This is a genomic window from Sphingobacterium sp. UME9 (assembly GCF_014170215.1).
Classification (GTDB): Bacteria; Bacteroidota; Bacteroidia; order Sphingobacteriales; family Sphingobacteriaceae; genus Sphingobacterium; species Sphingobacterium paramultivorum.
This window is the reverse complement of the sequence record NZ_LZZP01000006.1, coordinates 32,104-48,477: the sequence shown is the minus strand read 5'-3', so window position 1 is coordinate 48,477 and position 16,374 is coordinate 32,104. Positions and strand designations below refer to the sequence as shown.

General features: G+C 42.3%; 10 protein-coding genes. 7 read left to right on the top strand and 3 right to left on the bottom strand.

Annotation, left to right across the window (positions count from 1 at the left end; all coding sequences use genetic code 11):
• Positions 1 to 44: 44 nt before the first annotated feature.
• The 3 genes from A9970_RS12185 to A9970_RS12175 all read right to left on the bottom strand — a co-directional run bounded on the left by A9970_RS12185 (position 45) and on the right by A9970_RS12175 (position 3,835).
• Entirely contained in the window at positions 45 to 1,220 is a 1,176-nt protein-coding gene (locus A9970_RS12185; RefSeq protein WP_182982453.1) for a FecR family protein, read from the bottom strand.
• Between the two features lie 45 nt (positions 1,221 to 1,265).
• Positions 1,266 to 1,859 carry an RNA polymerase sigma factor gene (locus A9970_RS12180; protein ID WP_153845076.1) on the bottom strand — a complete coding sequence of 198 codons (594 nt, stop codon included), beginning with the start codon at positions 1,857 to 1,859 and terminating at the stop codon, positions 1,266 to 1,268.
• 146 nt (positions 1,860 to 2,005) lie between these two features.
• On the bottom strand, positions 2,006 to 3,835 hold the full coding sequence (locus A9970_RS12175) for a right-handed parallel beta-helix repeat-containing protein (RefSeq protein WP_220801595.1): 1,830 nt from the start codon (positions 3,833 to 3,835) through the stop codon (positions 2,006 to 2,008).
• A 285-nt stretch (positions 3,836 to 4,120) separates the two neighbouring features.
• On the opposite strand from A9970_RS12175, the gene A9970_RS12170 reads away from it, so the two are divergent.
• From A9970_RS12170 to A9970_RS12145, 7 genes are all read left to right on the top strand, one after another.
• Positions 4,121 to 6,724: a galactose oxidase gene (locus A9970_RS12170; protein ID WP_182982452.1), complete on the top strand. Its 2,604-nt coding sequence runs from the start codon at positions 4,121 to 4,123 to the stop codon at positions 6,722 to 6,724.
• 259 nt (positions 6,725 to 6,983) lie between these two features.
• Complete coding sequence (locus A9970_RS28475; RefSeq protein ID WP_220801594.1) at positions 6,984 to 8,186, top strand: TonB-dependent receptor plug domain-containing protein; 1,203 nt, start codon at positions 6,984 to 6,986, stop codon at positions 8,184 to 8,186.
• Between the two features lie 33 nt (positions 8,187 to 8,219).
• On the top strand, positions 8,220 to 10,181 hold the full coding sequence (locus A9970_RS28470) for a SusC/RagA family TonB-linked outer membrane protein (protein WP_310889288.1): 1,962 nt from the start codon (positions 8,220 to 8,222) through the stop codon (positions 10,179 to 10,181).
• A gap of 18 nt (positions 10,182 to 10,199) precedes the next feature.
• A complete protein-coding gene (locus A9970_RS12160; protein ID WP_182982451.1) occupies positions 10,200 to 12,173 on the top strand; it encodes a RagB/SusD family nutrient uptake outer membrane protein in 1,974 nt (657 codons plus the stop codon).
• 10 nt (positions 12,174 to 12,183) lie between these two features.
• The gene (locus A9970_RS12155; RefSeq protein WP_075991603.1) at positions 12,184 to 12,915 is read left to right on the top strand and encodes a DUF3823 domain-containing protein; all 732 of its coding nucleotides are present in this window, start codon (positions 12,184 to 12,186) and stop codon (positions 12,913 to 12,915) included.
• Between the two features lie 69 nt (positions 12,916 to 12,984).
• Positions 12,985 to 13,965 (top strand): family 43 glycosylhydrolase, encoded by a 981-nt coding sequence (locus A9970_RS12150; protein ID WP_120336608.1) that lies wholly within the window; start codon positions 12,985 to 12,987, stop codon positions 13,963 to 13,965.
• A gap of 97 nt (positions 13,966 to 14,062) precedes the next feature.
• On the top strand, positions 14,063 to 16,318 hold the full coding sequence (locus A9970_RS12145) for a GH92 family glycosyl hydrolase (RefSeq protein ID WP_182982450.1): 2,256 nt from the start codon (positions 14,063 to 14,065) through the stop codon (positions 16,316 to 16,318).
• The last annotated feature ends 56 nt before the right edge of the window (positions 16,319 to 16,374 follow it).

Genomic DNA, 16,374 nt, shown 5'->3' with positions numbered 1-16,374 from the left:
TAACTGCGGGAGTGTTGGAGCACTTCCGTTTTTTTATTTAAAGTTTATTTATTGGTTACATAAATGCCTCCTTCTTTTATGTTGAATCTTAGGTTGGAAACTTCCTCTAGATTTTTGAGTAGATCACTTAGATCATTGGTGCGTCGATAGGTTCCTGAAAATCTATCCTCGCTTTGTGAGTTGATCTTAATAAATTTAACATCATACCAGTCTCTAATTTGTTCGGTTAATTGATAAATATCCACATTCTCGAATTTAAAATAGCCTTGCTGCCATGCCAGGATATCCGTTGTATCTATTTCGGTTTTTTTAGGTGTTGTAGTTTCTCCGTATGCTTGCTGCCCAGGAGAAAGGTGGATCACAGTCTTTGGACTACTAACCTTTACTTTCCCTTCCAGTAATGAAATCCTTTCTATACTGTTAGGGTAACTTTGGATATTAAAATGTGTTCCCAGCACCTCGGTAGTATAATGTAAACCTTGTACAGAGAAGGGCTGTCGATCGAGATGAGTGACCTCAAAATACCCTTCGCCGACTAATTGTACCTGACGTTCCTTTTCATTAAAGCTTCTCGGAAACGTAATCTGTGAATTGCTATTGATCCATACTTTTGAACCGTCAGGTAGAACAAGTGCTTGTGTTTGCCCTTTTTGGGTTTGAATAGTCAATTTCGTGTTGTTGGCTAAAAGATGTTTGTCATCTTGTCGAAAAACAAGAGTGCCCGCTGAATCCTTGACAATCCCATAGGTTTTGAACTCGGATTGCTTCAATGGGATGTTGTTGCCGTTAGTATTGTTGCTGGCATAAATGAGACCGCTATGTTTTTTCAGAAAGATTTGATTTACCGTAGTGTTGTGTTGAGGGGTCTCATCCTTATTTTTGTCGGTAAGCGTAAATAAAAGTGTCGCAAGAGAAATTATACCAATGAAAATGGCTGCATAAGGAAGGAAGGTTTTCCAACGGCTATTTTTTATGGTACCGGTTTGATACGGGGTATCTTGAACTAAATGCGCGTGGATATTGGACCAAATCTTGTCTTTTTTATTTTTTTCTAGCGCGACTTTCTTGGAATATTTGAGGTAAAATTTGTCAAATTTAGCCAAAAGATTGGCACTCGGATTAGTGGTCAGTAGAACTATTAATTGTTGTTCCTGTTCTGGACTAAGCTTATTTTCGAGGTAGTCTTTGACTAAGTTTTCAAACTCAGAATTGGTCATCATGATATTGGTCTTTATTATAAGAACAATATTGAGTTGGGCTAAGGACTAGTCGATGAAAAAAAAAGTAAAAAATAATAGGGGATAGATGATCGAAGAATCTCCAGGGGTACGCTTGAGTTCTTCTTTGATAAATTTTAAAGAAGACACCAAATGATTTTTTACGGTATTTGTAGAAATGGATAACTGTTGCGCTATTTCCTGATGTGACAGTCCCTCGAATCGACTCATACGAAATACGAGCTGCTGTTTTGTGGGTAGCTTTTGAACCAATTGTTCCAGTGCTTCGTTCACTTCTTTTTCCGCCAAAGGGTCTTGTTCAAAAATGCAATCATGAGATCCTTCGGAGCATAGGGGTTCGAAGAGGCTATGGTATCTTTTAAGCTGTTTGAGCCTATTGAAGCATTTATTTCGACTGATTACATAGATAAATGTTCGAATATTGCTGTCTATATCTATTTTTTCTCTTGAGTCCCATAGCTGGAGAAAAGTATCCTGTACAATTTCTTCCGCAATGTGCTCATCCTTTAAAATATGAAGAGCAAATTGGTAAACCATTTGCGCATATTTATCATAAAGTACCTTCAGGGCAATTTGATTACCCCGGGATAATTTGTGCAATATGGCAATGTTGTCTTTCAAATGCTGTTATAAATGTTGTGTATAGCGTGCCTAGATAACTCGACTATTACACCTGGTTAGATGTTTGCTTTATTGAATGTAAGCTATTCTTCACGAAATTCGGTTGTTACGAACTTCGCGAAGAATATACTAAGATAGTAAAATCTCTATTGATCCAAGGTTTGTAAATCACTTTGTTTGCCATTTACCGTATTGTTTGAAATACTGCTATTTGCGACACGTTCAAAAAATAAGGGCTTTTTATTCCAATGAAATGCAGGGTATTCTTTATTGGTCTTGATTTGGTTGTTGCGAAAGACCAATCCATCGACTGATTTGGCATAAAGAATAGGCTTATCGAAGGTTTCAAAGCGGTTGTCTTCGATGACGATATGGCTATGGAAGTATTTCTGCTGATTTTTTAAATCCGGAATTTCTGGATAGATCGATATAATCGCATTGGTAAATTGGAACATATTGGTCAAGGCATTGATGAAAGTATTGTTCCGGATGCGAATATCGTGGCAGCTGCCAGTTTCATACCAACCATTGGCATCGCCACACAGGAGAATAGCCGTACCTGAAGTATGATCAAAGAGGTTGTTTTCTACCAGGGTCTTTTTGGGCGTACTGAATAAAGCACCTCGTGCTCTATTGTGACGTATGATATTACCACTAAATAGTACACTTGGCGTCCATGTGAGGTTTTCGATGCCAATATCCATTTTTGTTGGGTCAATAGCTGGGTCCAAAGCACTACTTAAAGTAATCTTGAATTCGCGGATTGGGTCTGAGGCTTTCTCGCGTAAAACGCTAATGGATTGGATCTTATTTTTCTGGTCCCAGAGTTCCATTGTATTGGATCGGATAAATTGGACCGTATCCCCCTGGTAGCCCCAGTCAAATCCGTAGGATTGATCGTGCATATAACGACCGATCAATGTTTTGTCATCTAGTCGTTTGGTGATCTTCAGGTAGGTACCATGGATATTGATGGCATCATCCATCATATTTTCATAGAGTCCATTTTTCGATACAATAACACCCTTGCAACCCGAAAAATGTGTTGCGTCAGCCTGAGCCGTAAAATAACGCGGATCCTGATCGCTGCGAAGTGCAATTCGGAAACCTTCCAATGTGATGTTGTCCGTTAATTGAGCTAACAAACCCATGCCTTCGGCGTAATGGACGGCAATATTTTCAAGTCGTATATTTTTTCCTTTATGGACAAATACGCCCGGGTTGGGACGAAATCCAGCGCGCATGGCAACGACGGTACCCGGTATAAGCTTGCTGTTCTTCCATTGCTGCGCTTGAATAATACCCGGAGAGAGCTCTTTCACTTTGGTTGTGCCCACGCGAATATCGCTTGTATTATAGACAATGCGTTTGGTCTTTTCTTCAAAGGCAATCCCCGATGTCGGTTTCAGTTGCCAGCCTTCACCGATATTGTAAAATATACTGTCTTTGATCGTATAGGTTACCCAAGGTGCAGTTTGATAAGTAATTGTACCGTTGATTGTATCGTTTTGTAAAATCTTGACCTGGCAGATCTGGGGACGCTCAAAATCGATGTGGATGTTTTTCAACGTGAGGTTTTTATTCTCGATCAATGCAATTGGTAACATGCGTCCATGATAGATAAAGTCTGATCCTTGTCCATCAATTGTGATGTTGTCGCAATTTTCAAATGCCATACCTACGGTCTTGGGGTTGTCCTGATCGTGATTGGAGATGTAGTATTCGCGGGTTAGCGCCCCTTCTGGATGAAAGTCATAACGTCCCTTTTTGAATTTTAAAATAATAGGTTCTTTCTTGCCAGTCTTGCTGAAGATGGATTGAATAGCTTTATTGACCAATGCAGTACTATTGTTGCCCGTGTTGGGAACAACACCATAGGTGGAAAGATCGATAATCTTTGTTGCGGACTGCGCAAGGCAGTTAAAATACATGAATGGTAGGAGAAGGATAAGCAAATAAGGTTTTAGGATGTTCATGATGTCCTGCTATTGATAAATTGGTTTATATCGCACAATTCCCTATGGGATTTGGCTTGTCGAATATAGGGATAATCGCCCAACATCCAAATTAAGTCGTGAAGCGTAGCGTTTTTTTTACGCATGTGAAAACATGGTTTTACTCATAAATGGAAGCAAAATACACGATGAAGAAGAAATTTGGTGCTAAGCAAAAGATCGCTACACCCACTGAGGTAATAGTTGCAGAAATTCTAGATTTCTATTTAAAATTTTATATTTTTGAGATCAGGCTTAATCTAAATTGTGAAGAAAAAATCAAGACATCTTTTTCTGGTTTTATGGTTCGTACTGATCTGTCAGATTGGATCGGCGCAATATGGGTTAGAATTTGCCAGTCACAACATGGAAGCCGATAAGCGGACTAGCCTGCAGATCGGTGCCAAGGAATCGATTTCTTTTCAACATAAACTGTCTGTTTCGTTCGATCTTTCCTTTCTGCCACTCCAACAGGATTATTTTGGTTATATCTTTCGACTGATTACGGATGATGGTGTCAATGTCGATTTGATATACGATCGGCGGCTTGATCAGGACAAACATTTTAAATTGGTAGTGGGGGAGGACTTTACCCCGGTATCTTTCAATATCACAGCCTTACAGTTGTATTATAACTGGACGCCAATGCGCCTCGAGCTCGATATGGATAAAAAGGAGCTTTATTTTCAGGTTGGAACGGCCCGGTATTCCTATCGACTCAATAAACAGTTTGCGCCTCAGTTTAAGCTCGTTTTTGGCGCAAATATGATGAAAAACTTCCAAACGATGGATGTTCCACCCATGCGCTTAAAGGATATTCGAATTGCGGATAATGGCAAACTTAAATACTATTGGCCATTGAATGAGTCTTCAGGGACCAAGAGTTTAGATGAACAAAAAAAGAGTGCAGCGGAAATCGGTAATCCGATCTGGATCAAACGGCAACGTAGTGAATGGAAAACACAGTCTTCTTTTACACTGGAAGGACAAGCTAGTGTGGCCTTTGACAAAAATGAAGAAACACTGTTTTTTGTTGGAAATAAGCGTTTAATGATCAGTAAAATTGGTGGTAGTGACTTACGTTCGCAGGAATATGCGGATGGCAAGCTTTTGCTTGTCAATGGTAGCCAATCGCTTTTTGATCCGATCAAAAAGAACGTCCTGAATATCTCCATCGACCAAAAAATAGTTGCTGCTTATGATTCCACCAGTCGAACATGGAATAAACAATTTGATTTTCCTGCTGTAGGCACAAACTATTGGCTGTTCAACAAATATTTTAATTCGTCCGACACGAGTATCTATATGATCGGGGGCTATGGACATTTTAAATACAAAGCGGGCGTATTGCGTTATCATCTGCCCACACAATCTTGGGATAGCATTCCTTTTACAGGTGATGAAATTTTTCCGCATTATCTTGCGGGAATGGGGCAGGGAAAAGATGGTGTATACCTGGCCGGTGGTTATGGCAGTTCCACAGGAGATCAAATGTTGAATCCCCGCATTTCAAATGATTTTCTTAAGCTTGATTTTAAAAACCGCAAGTCTCTAAAAGTTTACGAATTTTCATCTGCATTCGCCGATATGGTATGGGCCAATAGTCTGGTCGTTGAAGATAGTAGTGGACTGTTTTATGGATTGATTTTTCCGAACAATAAATTCAAAACACATTTACAACTGGTGGCAGGCAGCCTCAAAGGGACACAATACCAGTTTCTTGGGAGCAGTATACCCTTCGATTTTCATGACATCCGTTCTTTTGCCGATCTCTATTATGCGCCGAAATCTAAGTCTTTCGTTGCAGTCACCTTGTTTTATGATGACAAGACCGATCTGACTAAGGCAACGATTTATACCTTGTTGGCTCCCCCTTTACCGTCTGAACAGGGTATAATGCCTTTGGCTAAGCCTGCGCTGCTTAAATACAGCCTTTATGCCCTCGCTGTAATGGGATTATCGCTCTTGATCTGGTGGTATCGAAAAAGAAGCAAGCAAAAAAAACAAACTATTTCCGTCATGGAAACCGATAAAATAGGAGAGCCGCACCTACATGCAGCTGCCTTGAAGGAGACTGAACAAGATAAGAGCGCGCAATTGGTTGATCTTCCGCAACCCAAGAAAGTGGCCGAGGGATTTGAAACCCGACATGGCGCCGGAATCTACCTTTTCGGTGGCGACTTACAGATTGTGGATCTTGCTGGAAAAGAAATCACAAAGAAGTTTTCGCCATTGCTTAAAGAAATGCTGCTGATTTTTATTCTCTATACCGTACGATGGGAGCGGGGAATTAGCTCAGAGAAGCTGACTGAGCTATTTTGGTCCGATAAGAGCCAGTCCAGTGCACGCAATAATCGATCAGTGAACATCGCTAAGCTCAATAGTTTACTCGAGCAATTGGGTGATTTTAGGGTGACCAAAAAAAGCGGTTATTGGTGCATTGAGCCAATGGATACAGTATATATCGATTACCTCCGCTTCAGCAGGATGGTATCCAATAAAAAACATTTTACAGAAACTGAAATTAGAGAATTACTCGATATAATTGACAAAGGAGGCTTCCTTTTCGAAGTGGACTATGAGTGGCTCGATAATTTTAAAAGTGAAATGTCTATTCTGGTGCTCACCACGTTGGGCAATTTTATTGAAAATCTGAATGTGCAGGATAATGCTGAACTGATTATTGAGATCTGCAATAAGATATTCTATTTTGATGAAATCAATGAGGAGGCGATGGTTCATAAATGTCGTTCCTTGTTACAGCTGGGCTATCACAGCCTGGCCTTACAGTGCTATGAGAATTTCTGTCAGATCTACGCTCGTTTATATGGTGAAGCTTACCCCAAAAGTTTTAAAGACTGTCTAGATTAAGAAAAAATATTTAAAATTTTAATGTACTGATATACAGTTGTTAATGGTGTTTTTGGATACCTGTTAATCTTCTGTTAATCTTCTATTATACCCCTCGTCAATATATTCGTTTTCATACTTAATAACCAATCAAATGAAAGCGAAAAATTATCTTCAACTCTTCCCTAGGGAATAGTGGTAATGGACTGTTTGTAGCAAACAGGTCCTCCCTAAATACATAAACCTAATATATAATTCAATAACCAATTTAAAACAATACATGAAAACAAACTTCATTTTTAATGAAAGGCCACTGCCGTGGAACAAGCTCCGTAGTTACCCTTGGCAGTGGGCATTGTCCTCGCTGCTGCTATTGTCTCCAATGGCAACCATCGCGCAGCAACAGCAAATCGAAGGTAAGGTGCAGACTTCAAAGGATAAGCCGATCGCTGGGGCTTCCATTACAGACCTCCGTACCGGGCAGACAACATCGTCTGATGGTCAGGGACGCTTCAAGATTAGCGCATCGCCGGGAGATAAACTCGTGATCACTTTTGTCGGTTACCGCAAGACTGAAATGATCGTTGGGCAACAACGCCTCATGGATGTGTTGCTCAACGAAGATAATACAAGCTTGGAAGAGGTCGTGGTTGTGGGGTACGGCACGCAGAAAAAGGCTTCGTTAACAGGGGCGATATCATCGGTGAACAATAAAGAAATCACAGTAACAAAAAATGAAAATGTGGTCAATATGTTAGCCGGTAAGATGCCCGGTGTGCGTATCAGCCAACAGTCGAGCCAACCGGGATCATTTGAATCAAATATCGACATCCGCGGAATGGGTGAGCCCCTGATTGTGGTTGACGGAATTCCCCGTGATAAAGATTATCTGTCACGCATGGATGCCAATGAAATCGAAAGTGTATCCGTATTAAAGGATGCTTCAGCAGCTGTTTACGGTGTGCGCTCGGCGAATGGTGTTCTTTTGGTGACCACACGCCGAGGAAGCAATGAGGATGGAAACTTTGAAATAAACTATTCCTATAATCGTGCCTGGCAAAAGTTTCTTTATGTTCCCAATACGGTGGATGCCCTTGCCTATATGCAGCTTAAAAATGAACAGATAGGTCGCGATTTTAATAGCAATTATCCGGCGAAGATGCCTAATATTTTTGGGCCGGCAGATTTTGAAGCGTATCAGAACGGCACAAAAAAGACATCCAATTATGTCGATGCGGCATTTGACAATGTATCACCACAATACCAGCACAATCTTTCCATCAACGGTGGCGGCAAGAAAGTTAATTATTTCTTCAACCTGGGCCATATGGATCAGATGGGGGCTTACAAAAGCAAGAGTCTCAACTATAACCGTTGGAATTTTCGCTCCAACATTGATGCGCAGATCACAGATCGTCTGAAAGCGTCTTTGGATGTGGGCGGCTATGCCGATGAGACCAATCAACCACGTACGGATATCTAGGCCGTCTACAAACAGGCCTGGAGACAAAGACCTATTGTGCCGATCTATGTCAACGACAATCCCCTTTATCCGAATTTTGAGATGATCGATAACGAAAATCCGGTCGTGGTAACGGATTCCAAACAGACTGGCTATCGTAAATTTTTACGTAAGCAATTCAACGGTATTATCTCTTTAGACTATAAAGTACCCTTTGTGGAAGGCTTAAATGCGAAGGCAACCTATAATTATGACTTCAAGTACAGTGACAACACGGATTTCAAAAAGTCCTATTTTTTATATAGCTATACACCACCGGTGTATGATGGTAACGGCCAGATTATAACCCCTGAAAAGTATAATGCACATGAGAAAAATGCCCCTACGACCGTGAGACGGAGTTCCTATCCGGATACACATTCCCTGATGCAATTCTCGTTGAATTATAACCGTCGTTTTGCCGAAAAACATCAGGTCTCCGGTTTATTGCTTTTCGTCGAAGAATATAACAAATGGGACAGCTTCTATGCACAGCGCGAGATCATGGTCAATTCGGAATATCTATTTGCTGGTGAGGACAAGAACCAATTGGCAAATATGGAAGGTATTGGCGAACGTACAGCACGAGGTTTGGTCGGTAAGTTCAATTACGATTATTTGGGTAAATACATTGCCGAATTTAGTTTTCGCTATGATGGCTCATCTAAATTTCCAAAAGAATCGCGCTGGGGATTTTTCCCGGCAGCCTCGGTGGGCTGGCGTATCAGCGAAGAAGGGTTTATTAAAAACAACTACAATTTTATCAATAACTTAAAAATAAGGGCATCCTATGGTAAGCTCGGGGATGACCGTTCGGCAGGTAATTACCCTTCAACCATCGTTGGTTATGCACTGGAACCCAATGAAACGGGATGGATCTTTGGTGGAAACCTCGTGAATGGGGCCCTGCCTACTGCAATTCCCAACCCTAATCTCACCTGGTATACTTCCAAAACTGCTGACGTGGGTTTGGATATGGATCTATGGAACGGCAAGCTGGGCTTGACTTTTGATTATTTTAACCGTAATCGCTCAGGCCTTCTAGCGACAAGCCTTGACTTGATCCCTGGTACTGTTGGTGCCAACCTACCGCAGGAAAATCTGGAAAGCGATCGGACTTTCGGCTATGAGCTCTCTTTGACACATCGCAATAAGATCAATGATTTCAATTATTTTATTAATGCACAGGTTTCTTCTACCAAGAGTCAATTTGTAAACCGCGTAGAATCAAAAGCGGGTAATTCGTACGACAACTGGCGTAACCGCTATTCTAATCGTAATAAGGATATCTGGTGGGGCAAGGAGTACGCCGGACAGTTTGGATCGTATGAACAGATTTATAACCACCCAACATTGGTAAGCAGCGGCACATTGCCTGGTGATTATTACTATCAGGACTGGAACGGCGATGGAGTGATCAACGATGCCGACAATCATCCTATTGCAACGTATAATATGCCTTTGATCAACTATGGTTTTACGTTAGGAGGATCGTGGCGCGGTCTGGATCTGACGATGAATTTTCAGGGTGCAGCAAAAGTGTATGTACAGTATAGTGAGGTACTGGCAGGACCATTGCAGTTTGACGGCGGCGCTTTGACACAGTTTTTGGATCGCTGGAGACCAGCTGATGCCGGTGCCGATCTATTTAACCCAAGCACACAATGGCTTGCTGGATATTATCCTTCTACTGGCTCAGCCATGGCCGAAGGAACCCGGGCAGTTCAAAATGCCTCCTATCTGCGTCTGAAAACCTTAGAACTGGGTTATTCTCTCCCGCAACAATGGTTGAAGACACTAAAAATAAAGAATCTAAGGATCTATGCGAGTGCTTATAACCTGTTGACATGGACGGGTCTCAAATATACCGATCCCGAGCATCCAGGATCTGCCGGAGGTTCTTCATCGGGTGATATTGATGTGTACAAATATCCCATCAATAAAACTTACAACATTGGAGCATCCATTAAATTTTAATCTCAAAACGAACAAAACATGAAAAAATCAATCGCTATAGCAATCATTGGCCTTTTTCTGTGCTCGGGCATGCAATCCTGTAAAAAAATGGATCTGGATCCACTAGGGGTATTGGGTGAAGATGCGCTTTTTGGAAATGAGGCTGGAGCACGTAAATATGTTGCTGGAATGTACAGCTATCTACCCATAGAAGACTTTGTATATCATCCTGAAAGAGGATTTAGATGGGACAATTATTGGCAAAATTCGGAAACGCTTGCGGCCATGAGTGGCGAGATGACCGGACAATTTTGGGGCGTAGCTGGGGCACAGGGCTTTGGTTACTGGCCATATGATCGCATCCGGAATGTCAATACCCTGATTGCAGGCCTGCCTAAATACAAAGCCAATTATACCGAGCAGGGGTACAACCAGATCTTTGGGGAAGCCCATTTCCTACGGGCTTTCTATTATTTTGCTTTGGTTAAGCGCTACGGTGGGGTACCTATTATAAAAGACGTACAGGATCCAACAGCTGATAAAGAGCAGCTTTTGGTTAGCAGAAATAAAGAATCTGAGGTTTATCATTTTATCAATGAAGACTTGCAGGTGGCTATTTCAATGATGTCTGGAAGCAGCGAACGTGGCCGCGCCAACAAATATGTGGCAGCAGCTCTACTTTCCCGCGCCATGTTGTATGCCGGTAGTATTGCTAAATATAGTTCGTATAGCAATCTCTCTGGCGATGCCACAGACAAGCAGTTGGTAGGTATCAAAAAGGAAGAAGCGGAATGGTTCTTCAAACAGGCTTATGATGCTGCAACAACCGTGCTGGCGGGACCGTACAGTCTGTACAATAAAAATGCACAGGATAAGGAACTCAACTACGTAAATTTGTTTTTGGACTTAGACAGCCCTGAGGATATTCTGATCAAGGAGTACAGTATGACCGCACCGCACAACAACCGTCTCAAACATAGCTATGACGCCACACACTTACCCAATCCGACCTTTTCGAGTGACAATGAGTCTGCGGCATACCCCGTATTGAATGTCGTGGAGTTATTCGGTGAACTTCCAATCACTGATGCCGGTGGAAAACCAGTACGCTATACGGACCGTAAACAGCTGTATGCCGATTTGGAACCTCGTCAGCGGGCTACATTTTATTTCTCGGGAATGGAATTACGCGAAGGCGCCGAAAGACGGAGTTTTGATATTCAGCGTGGACTCTATAAAACCTTTCCCGGTAAGGCTGCTGATGCACAGATGGGCGCGGGTACTGCGGCGATAAATAGCGAGTCAAATCGAATCTTGGCTGGCCCCAAGAATAGCCTGTTTGATTACAATGGTACGAAGATCAACATAACAGGCGAGCACGGCATGTGGAAAGATGGACATGCCAACAATACCCGAACTGGATTTTACATCCGTAAATACATTAACTATAAAATGTCTACCAAGGATGTGAAGTTATATAACAGTACACAACCCTGGAAGGTCTTTAGGCTCGCAGAGATACTTTTGAATAAGGCAGAAGCTGCTTATGAACTTGGCCTGATCAAAAATGATGAAGCACTTAAACAGGAAGCTTTTCAATACATCGCGCAGATCCGTAATCGTGCTGGTGCCAAGCCTTATCTCTACACAGCTGCTTCGGCAAACCTCTCCGGTAAATATGGTTATCCCTTGGATGGAAATCTGCAATTTATACGCGAGGAGCGCGAACGTGAACTTTGCTTTGAAAATCACCATTGGTGGGATATGCGGAGATGGCGCATTGCAGATGTGGAGCTCAACAACTTTGTACCCAATTCGCTGATGCCTTACCTTGTATTGGATGAACTGAAATACGCTCCGGGCGGCGAACGGATCAACTCCTTTATTTTTATTCGCGAAAAGGAACCTTGGAATAAGACGTTCAACTTTGAAAAGAAATGGTATTATGAACCTATTCCGGGTGGAGAACTGAACAAAAACCCTAATCTATATCCACAGAACCCTATTTACTAATCGAGCGGAAATGAGAACGATATATTTATTTACAGCATTGACAGGCTTGTTATTTTTAAATGCCTGTTCGAAAACAGATAATTACGATGGCCCGAATGCGAGTATGAAAGGGCAGGTCATTGATAAGGTAACGAATAAACCCTTCCTGACCGGACAGGGCGAATTTAGCATCCGTTTGCTAGAAACCAGTTGGAGTGACAATCCCGCACCGCAGGATATTGCCGTCAAGCAGGACGGATCGTATAATCATACAAAACTCTTTCAGGCAACGTATACCCTCCAGCCCTATGGCGGTGCATTTTGGCCAGCACAGAAGATCGAAGGTTACCAACTGGGTGCTAATGCAGAGCAAAACTTTGAGGTGACGCCCTACCTACAGATCAAAAATGTGAAGTGGACCTTAAAAGCGGAAAATAAATTGGAAATCTCCTGTACGCTTGCCGCACCTATTACGGGTGGATTGCCGCAAGTGATTGAGGTTCGCCCATTCCTGAGTCTGACACCATACTGTGGGGCTGGCAACCGTATTGATGCGTATTATAAGGATGAATATCGCGCATTGATCAATCAAAACTGGGAAAATATCGGCAATATGCAGACCGGAGAAGGAAAGGAAACTTACACGATCAAGGATATTCCATTGAAATCAGGGTACACCTATTATGTACGGATGGGTGCAAAGGTGCGCGACACTTACGAAAAATTCAATTATTCGGAAGTGGAGGTTATTAAAGTACCTTAAGTAAAGAATCTAAACAATGAGCGGGACTTGGTGCCCGCTACTACTACTCAATACTAAATAATTATTCGGATGAAACAATTTATTAAAGCAGGTTCCAGATGCCTATTGGGCATGACATTATTTTTTGCCACACACTTGCAGGCGCAAGATAATCCATTTATCAAACATATGTATACCGCAGACCCTTCGGCACGGGTATGGGCCGATGGCCGCCTGTATGTGTACGCTTCACATGATATTGCTCCGCCTCAAGGTTGCGATCTGATGGATCAGTATCATGTGTTTTCTACTGCGGATATGAAAACATGGACCGATCATGGCGAAATATTACGCGCCTCACAAGTCCCTTGGGGTAGAAAAGAAGGTGGATTTATGTGGGCTCCGGATTGTGTCTATAAAAATGGTACTTATTATTTTTATTTTCCACACCCAAGTGGTACCGAGTGGAATAAGACCTGGAAAATTGGTGTAGCTACGAGTAAATCACCAGCAAAAGATTTTGTGGTACAGGGCTATGTAAAGGGTGCCGAAGCACTTATTGATCCGCATATCTTTATCGATGATAATGGACAGGCCTATTTTTATCAGGGGGGCGGTGGTGTCTGTAAAGCGGGTAAGCTCAAAGACAATATGATGGAGATTGATGGTGAATTGCAAAAGATGGAAGGTTTGGAAGATTTTCACGAAGCTTCATGGGTACACAAGTATAATGGGAAATATTATCTGTCCTATTCTGACAATCACGATGAGAACTGGAAAGATGGAGTAAAAGGAGATAACCGCATGCGCTATGCGGTAAGTGATAGCCCAATGGGACCATGGAAATCAATGGGCATCTATATGGATCCGACGAATAGCTATACAAACCATGGCTCCATTGTCAAGTTTAAAGGTAAATGGTACGCTTTTTACCATAACAGTGAATTGTCACAAAAAAATGGCGAATTCAACGATTGGCTTCGTTCCATCTGCGTAGACCGCTTGGAGTACAATAAGGACGGCAGTATCAAGAAGGTAAAGCAGACTGGCTTATTGACAGGTCCCAAATAATCGATGGACACGAAGACGATATGTTGCCAAAAAAAATTAACTTTAGGGGCGGAACAACTGTTTCGCCCTTAAACCATCGAACACTTAATTGTTTAAAATGCTAACGAAGAATATCAAACGTAAAACCAATACATTGTTACGCACAATATGTTGCTGTTCTCTTCTTTCGGTCAGTATGCTAAAAGGTTTTTCCCAAGCTAAAATGACGAAAGATTATGTTGACTATGTCAATCCTTATATGGGAAACATCAGCCATTTATTGGTGCCAACCTACCCAACGGTTCACTTGCCAAACAGCCTTTTGCGCGTTTATCCTGAGCGGGGAGACTATACGTCGGACCGTCTGTTTGGTCTGCCGCTTATCGTTACCAGCCATCGTGGAAAATCGGCTTTCAATCTTAGTCCCATGGTGAAATTGCCGGGCAGTTTGAAACCGGTACAACTGTATAGTTACGATCAGGAGGAAATACATCCGTATGCCTATTCGGTGCTATTGGATCAAGAGAATATTCAGGTAGACTATGCGCTGTCGCATCAGTCGGGGATGTATACCTTTACGTTTCCGACAACTTCGACAAAATACCTTCAGTTCAACTCACAGGAAGGGAAACTTCAATGGGATGGACAGGGACTTTCGGGTACACAGGATATTGGTAATGGTACGCACGTGTATATTTATGCTATTCCCGAATCCAAGCCTGTTGCGGTAAAGCGACTGCAAGGCCAACAACTGGAAAATGCAACAGAAACTGCCGGTAAGAATTCGTGTATGATATTGGAGTTTAATCAGGCAGGGACTAGCTTGCGCATGAAATATGGTGTTTCATTTATCGATGTCGCACAAGCAAAAGCCAATTTAAAACGTGAAATCAGCGATTTTGACCAAAAGAAGCTAGCTGAAAAAGGGCGTAAAATATGGAACGATGCTTTAGGTAAAATTGCGGTGGAAGGCGACAATGAGTCCAATAAACATGTGTTTTATACCTCCTTATACCGCACCTACGAACGGCCAGTCAATATTTCTGAGGATGGACGTTATTATAGTGCGTTCGACGGTAAGGTACATCAGGACGAGGGCAAACCTTTTTTTACCGATGACTGGATCTGGGACTCCTACCGTGCACATCATCCATTGCGGGTACTATTAGAGCCTGGCACAGAATCCTTGATCCTCAATTCTTTTGTCCGGATGTCTGAACAAATGGAGCAGCCTTGGTTGCCTACTTTTCCTGAGATTACCGGCGATAGTAGACGGATGAATTCCAATCATGGTGTAGCAACTTTGTTGGATGCTTACCGCAAAGGCGTGCGTAATTTTGATGTCAAGAAAGCCTATCTGGCAGCAAAAGGTGCGATTACAGAAAAGACGCTGGCTCCTTGGTCGGGTAAAGCCGCGGGGAAATTAGACGAATTTTTTAAGGAGAAAGGCTATATTCCAGCATTGTACCCAGGTGAAAAAGAAACGATACCAGAAGTAAACGGTTTTGAACGGAGACAACCTGTCGCTGTAACCTTGGGTACCTCTTACGACTTATGGTGCTTGGCACAGCTTGCTCAAGAATTGGGTATTCAGGCTGATTATGATCTCTTTATGAAGCAATCTTTTAATTATAGAAATCTTTTCAACGAACAGACCAAATTTTTTCATCCCAAAGATGACAAGGGAAATTTTATCATGCCTTTTGATTATGTGTTTTCTGGCGGACAGGGAGCACGGGAGTATTATGGTGAAAACAATGCCTGGATCTATCGCTGGGATGTACAACACAACATTCCGGATCTGATCAAATTGATGGGGGGAAATGAATTGTTTGTCAAGTACCTCGATGAGATGTTTCAGCAGCCTTTGGGTCGGTCGAAATTTGATTTTTATGCGCAGCTTCCCGATCATACAGGTAATGTTGGACAATTTTCTATGGCGAACGAGCCGGCTTTGCATATTCCTTATCTCTACAATTACGCCGGACAACCTTGGATGACACAGAAACGGATACATAAACTGATCGGTGAGTGGTTTAGAAATGATCTAATGGGGGTACCGGGCGATGAAGACGGTGGGGGGATGTCAGCTTTTGTGGTCTTTTCCCAAATGGGCTTCTATCCTGTAACACCAGGTCTGACTTCCTACAGCATCGGATCTCCATTTTTTCAGAAAGTGAGCATACAGCTTCCTAATGGCAAGTCTTTTGTAATTATCGGCAAGAATGCATCTGCAAAAAACAAATACATTCAATCGGCGAAATTAAACGGGCAGCCGCTGAACGTTCCACAATTGACCCATGCCGATGTGCTGAAAGGTGGCACATTGGAATTTGTGATGGGGGATAGCGCAAATCGAAATTGGGGAAACTAACAAAGCTTGCTTACCAGCATGTGTATGCCAGAAAGTAAAAAAAGTAAAAAGCGCTG

What these genes read in the sequence shown, in the direction of transcription:
- A9970_RS12150 (WP_120336608.1), top strand. Translation starts at nt 12,985, where the DNA reads ATGAAACAATTTATTAAAGCAGGTTCCAGATGCCTATTGGGCATGACA.
- A9970_RS12175 (WP_220801595.1), bottom strand. Translation starts at nt 3,835, where the DNA reads ATGAACATCCTAAAACCTTATTTGCTTATCCTTCTCCTACCATTCATG.
- A9970_RS12160 (WP_182982451.1), top strand. Translation starts at nt 10,200, where the DNA reads ATGAAAAAATCAATCGCTATAGCAATCATTGGCCTTTTTCTGTGCTCG.
- A9970_RS12185 (WP_182982453.1), bottom strand. Translation starts at nt 1,220, where the DNA reads ATGATGACCAATTCTGAGTTTGAAAACTTAGTCAAAGACTACCTCGAA.
- A9970_RS28475 (WP_220801594.1), top strand. Translation starts at nt 6,984, where the DNA reads ATGAAAACAAACTTCATTTTTAATGAAAGGCCACTGCCGTGGAACAAG.
- A9970_RS12145 (WP_182982450.1), top strand. Translation starts at nt 14,063, where the DNA reads ATGCTAACGAAGAATATCAAACGTAAAACCAATACATTGTTACGCACA.
- A9970_RS12155 (WP_075991603.1), top strand. Translation starts at nt 12,184, where the DNA reads ATGAGAACGATATATTTATTTACAGCATTGACAGGCTTGTTATTTTTA.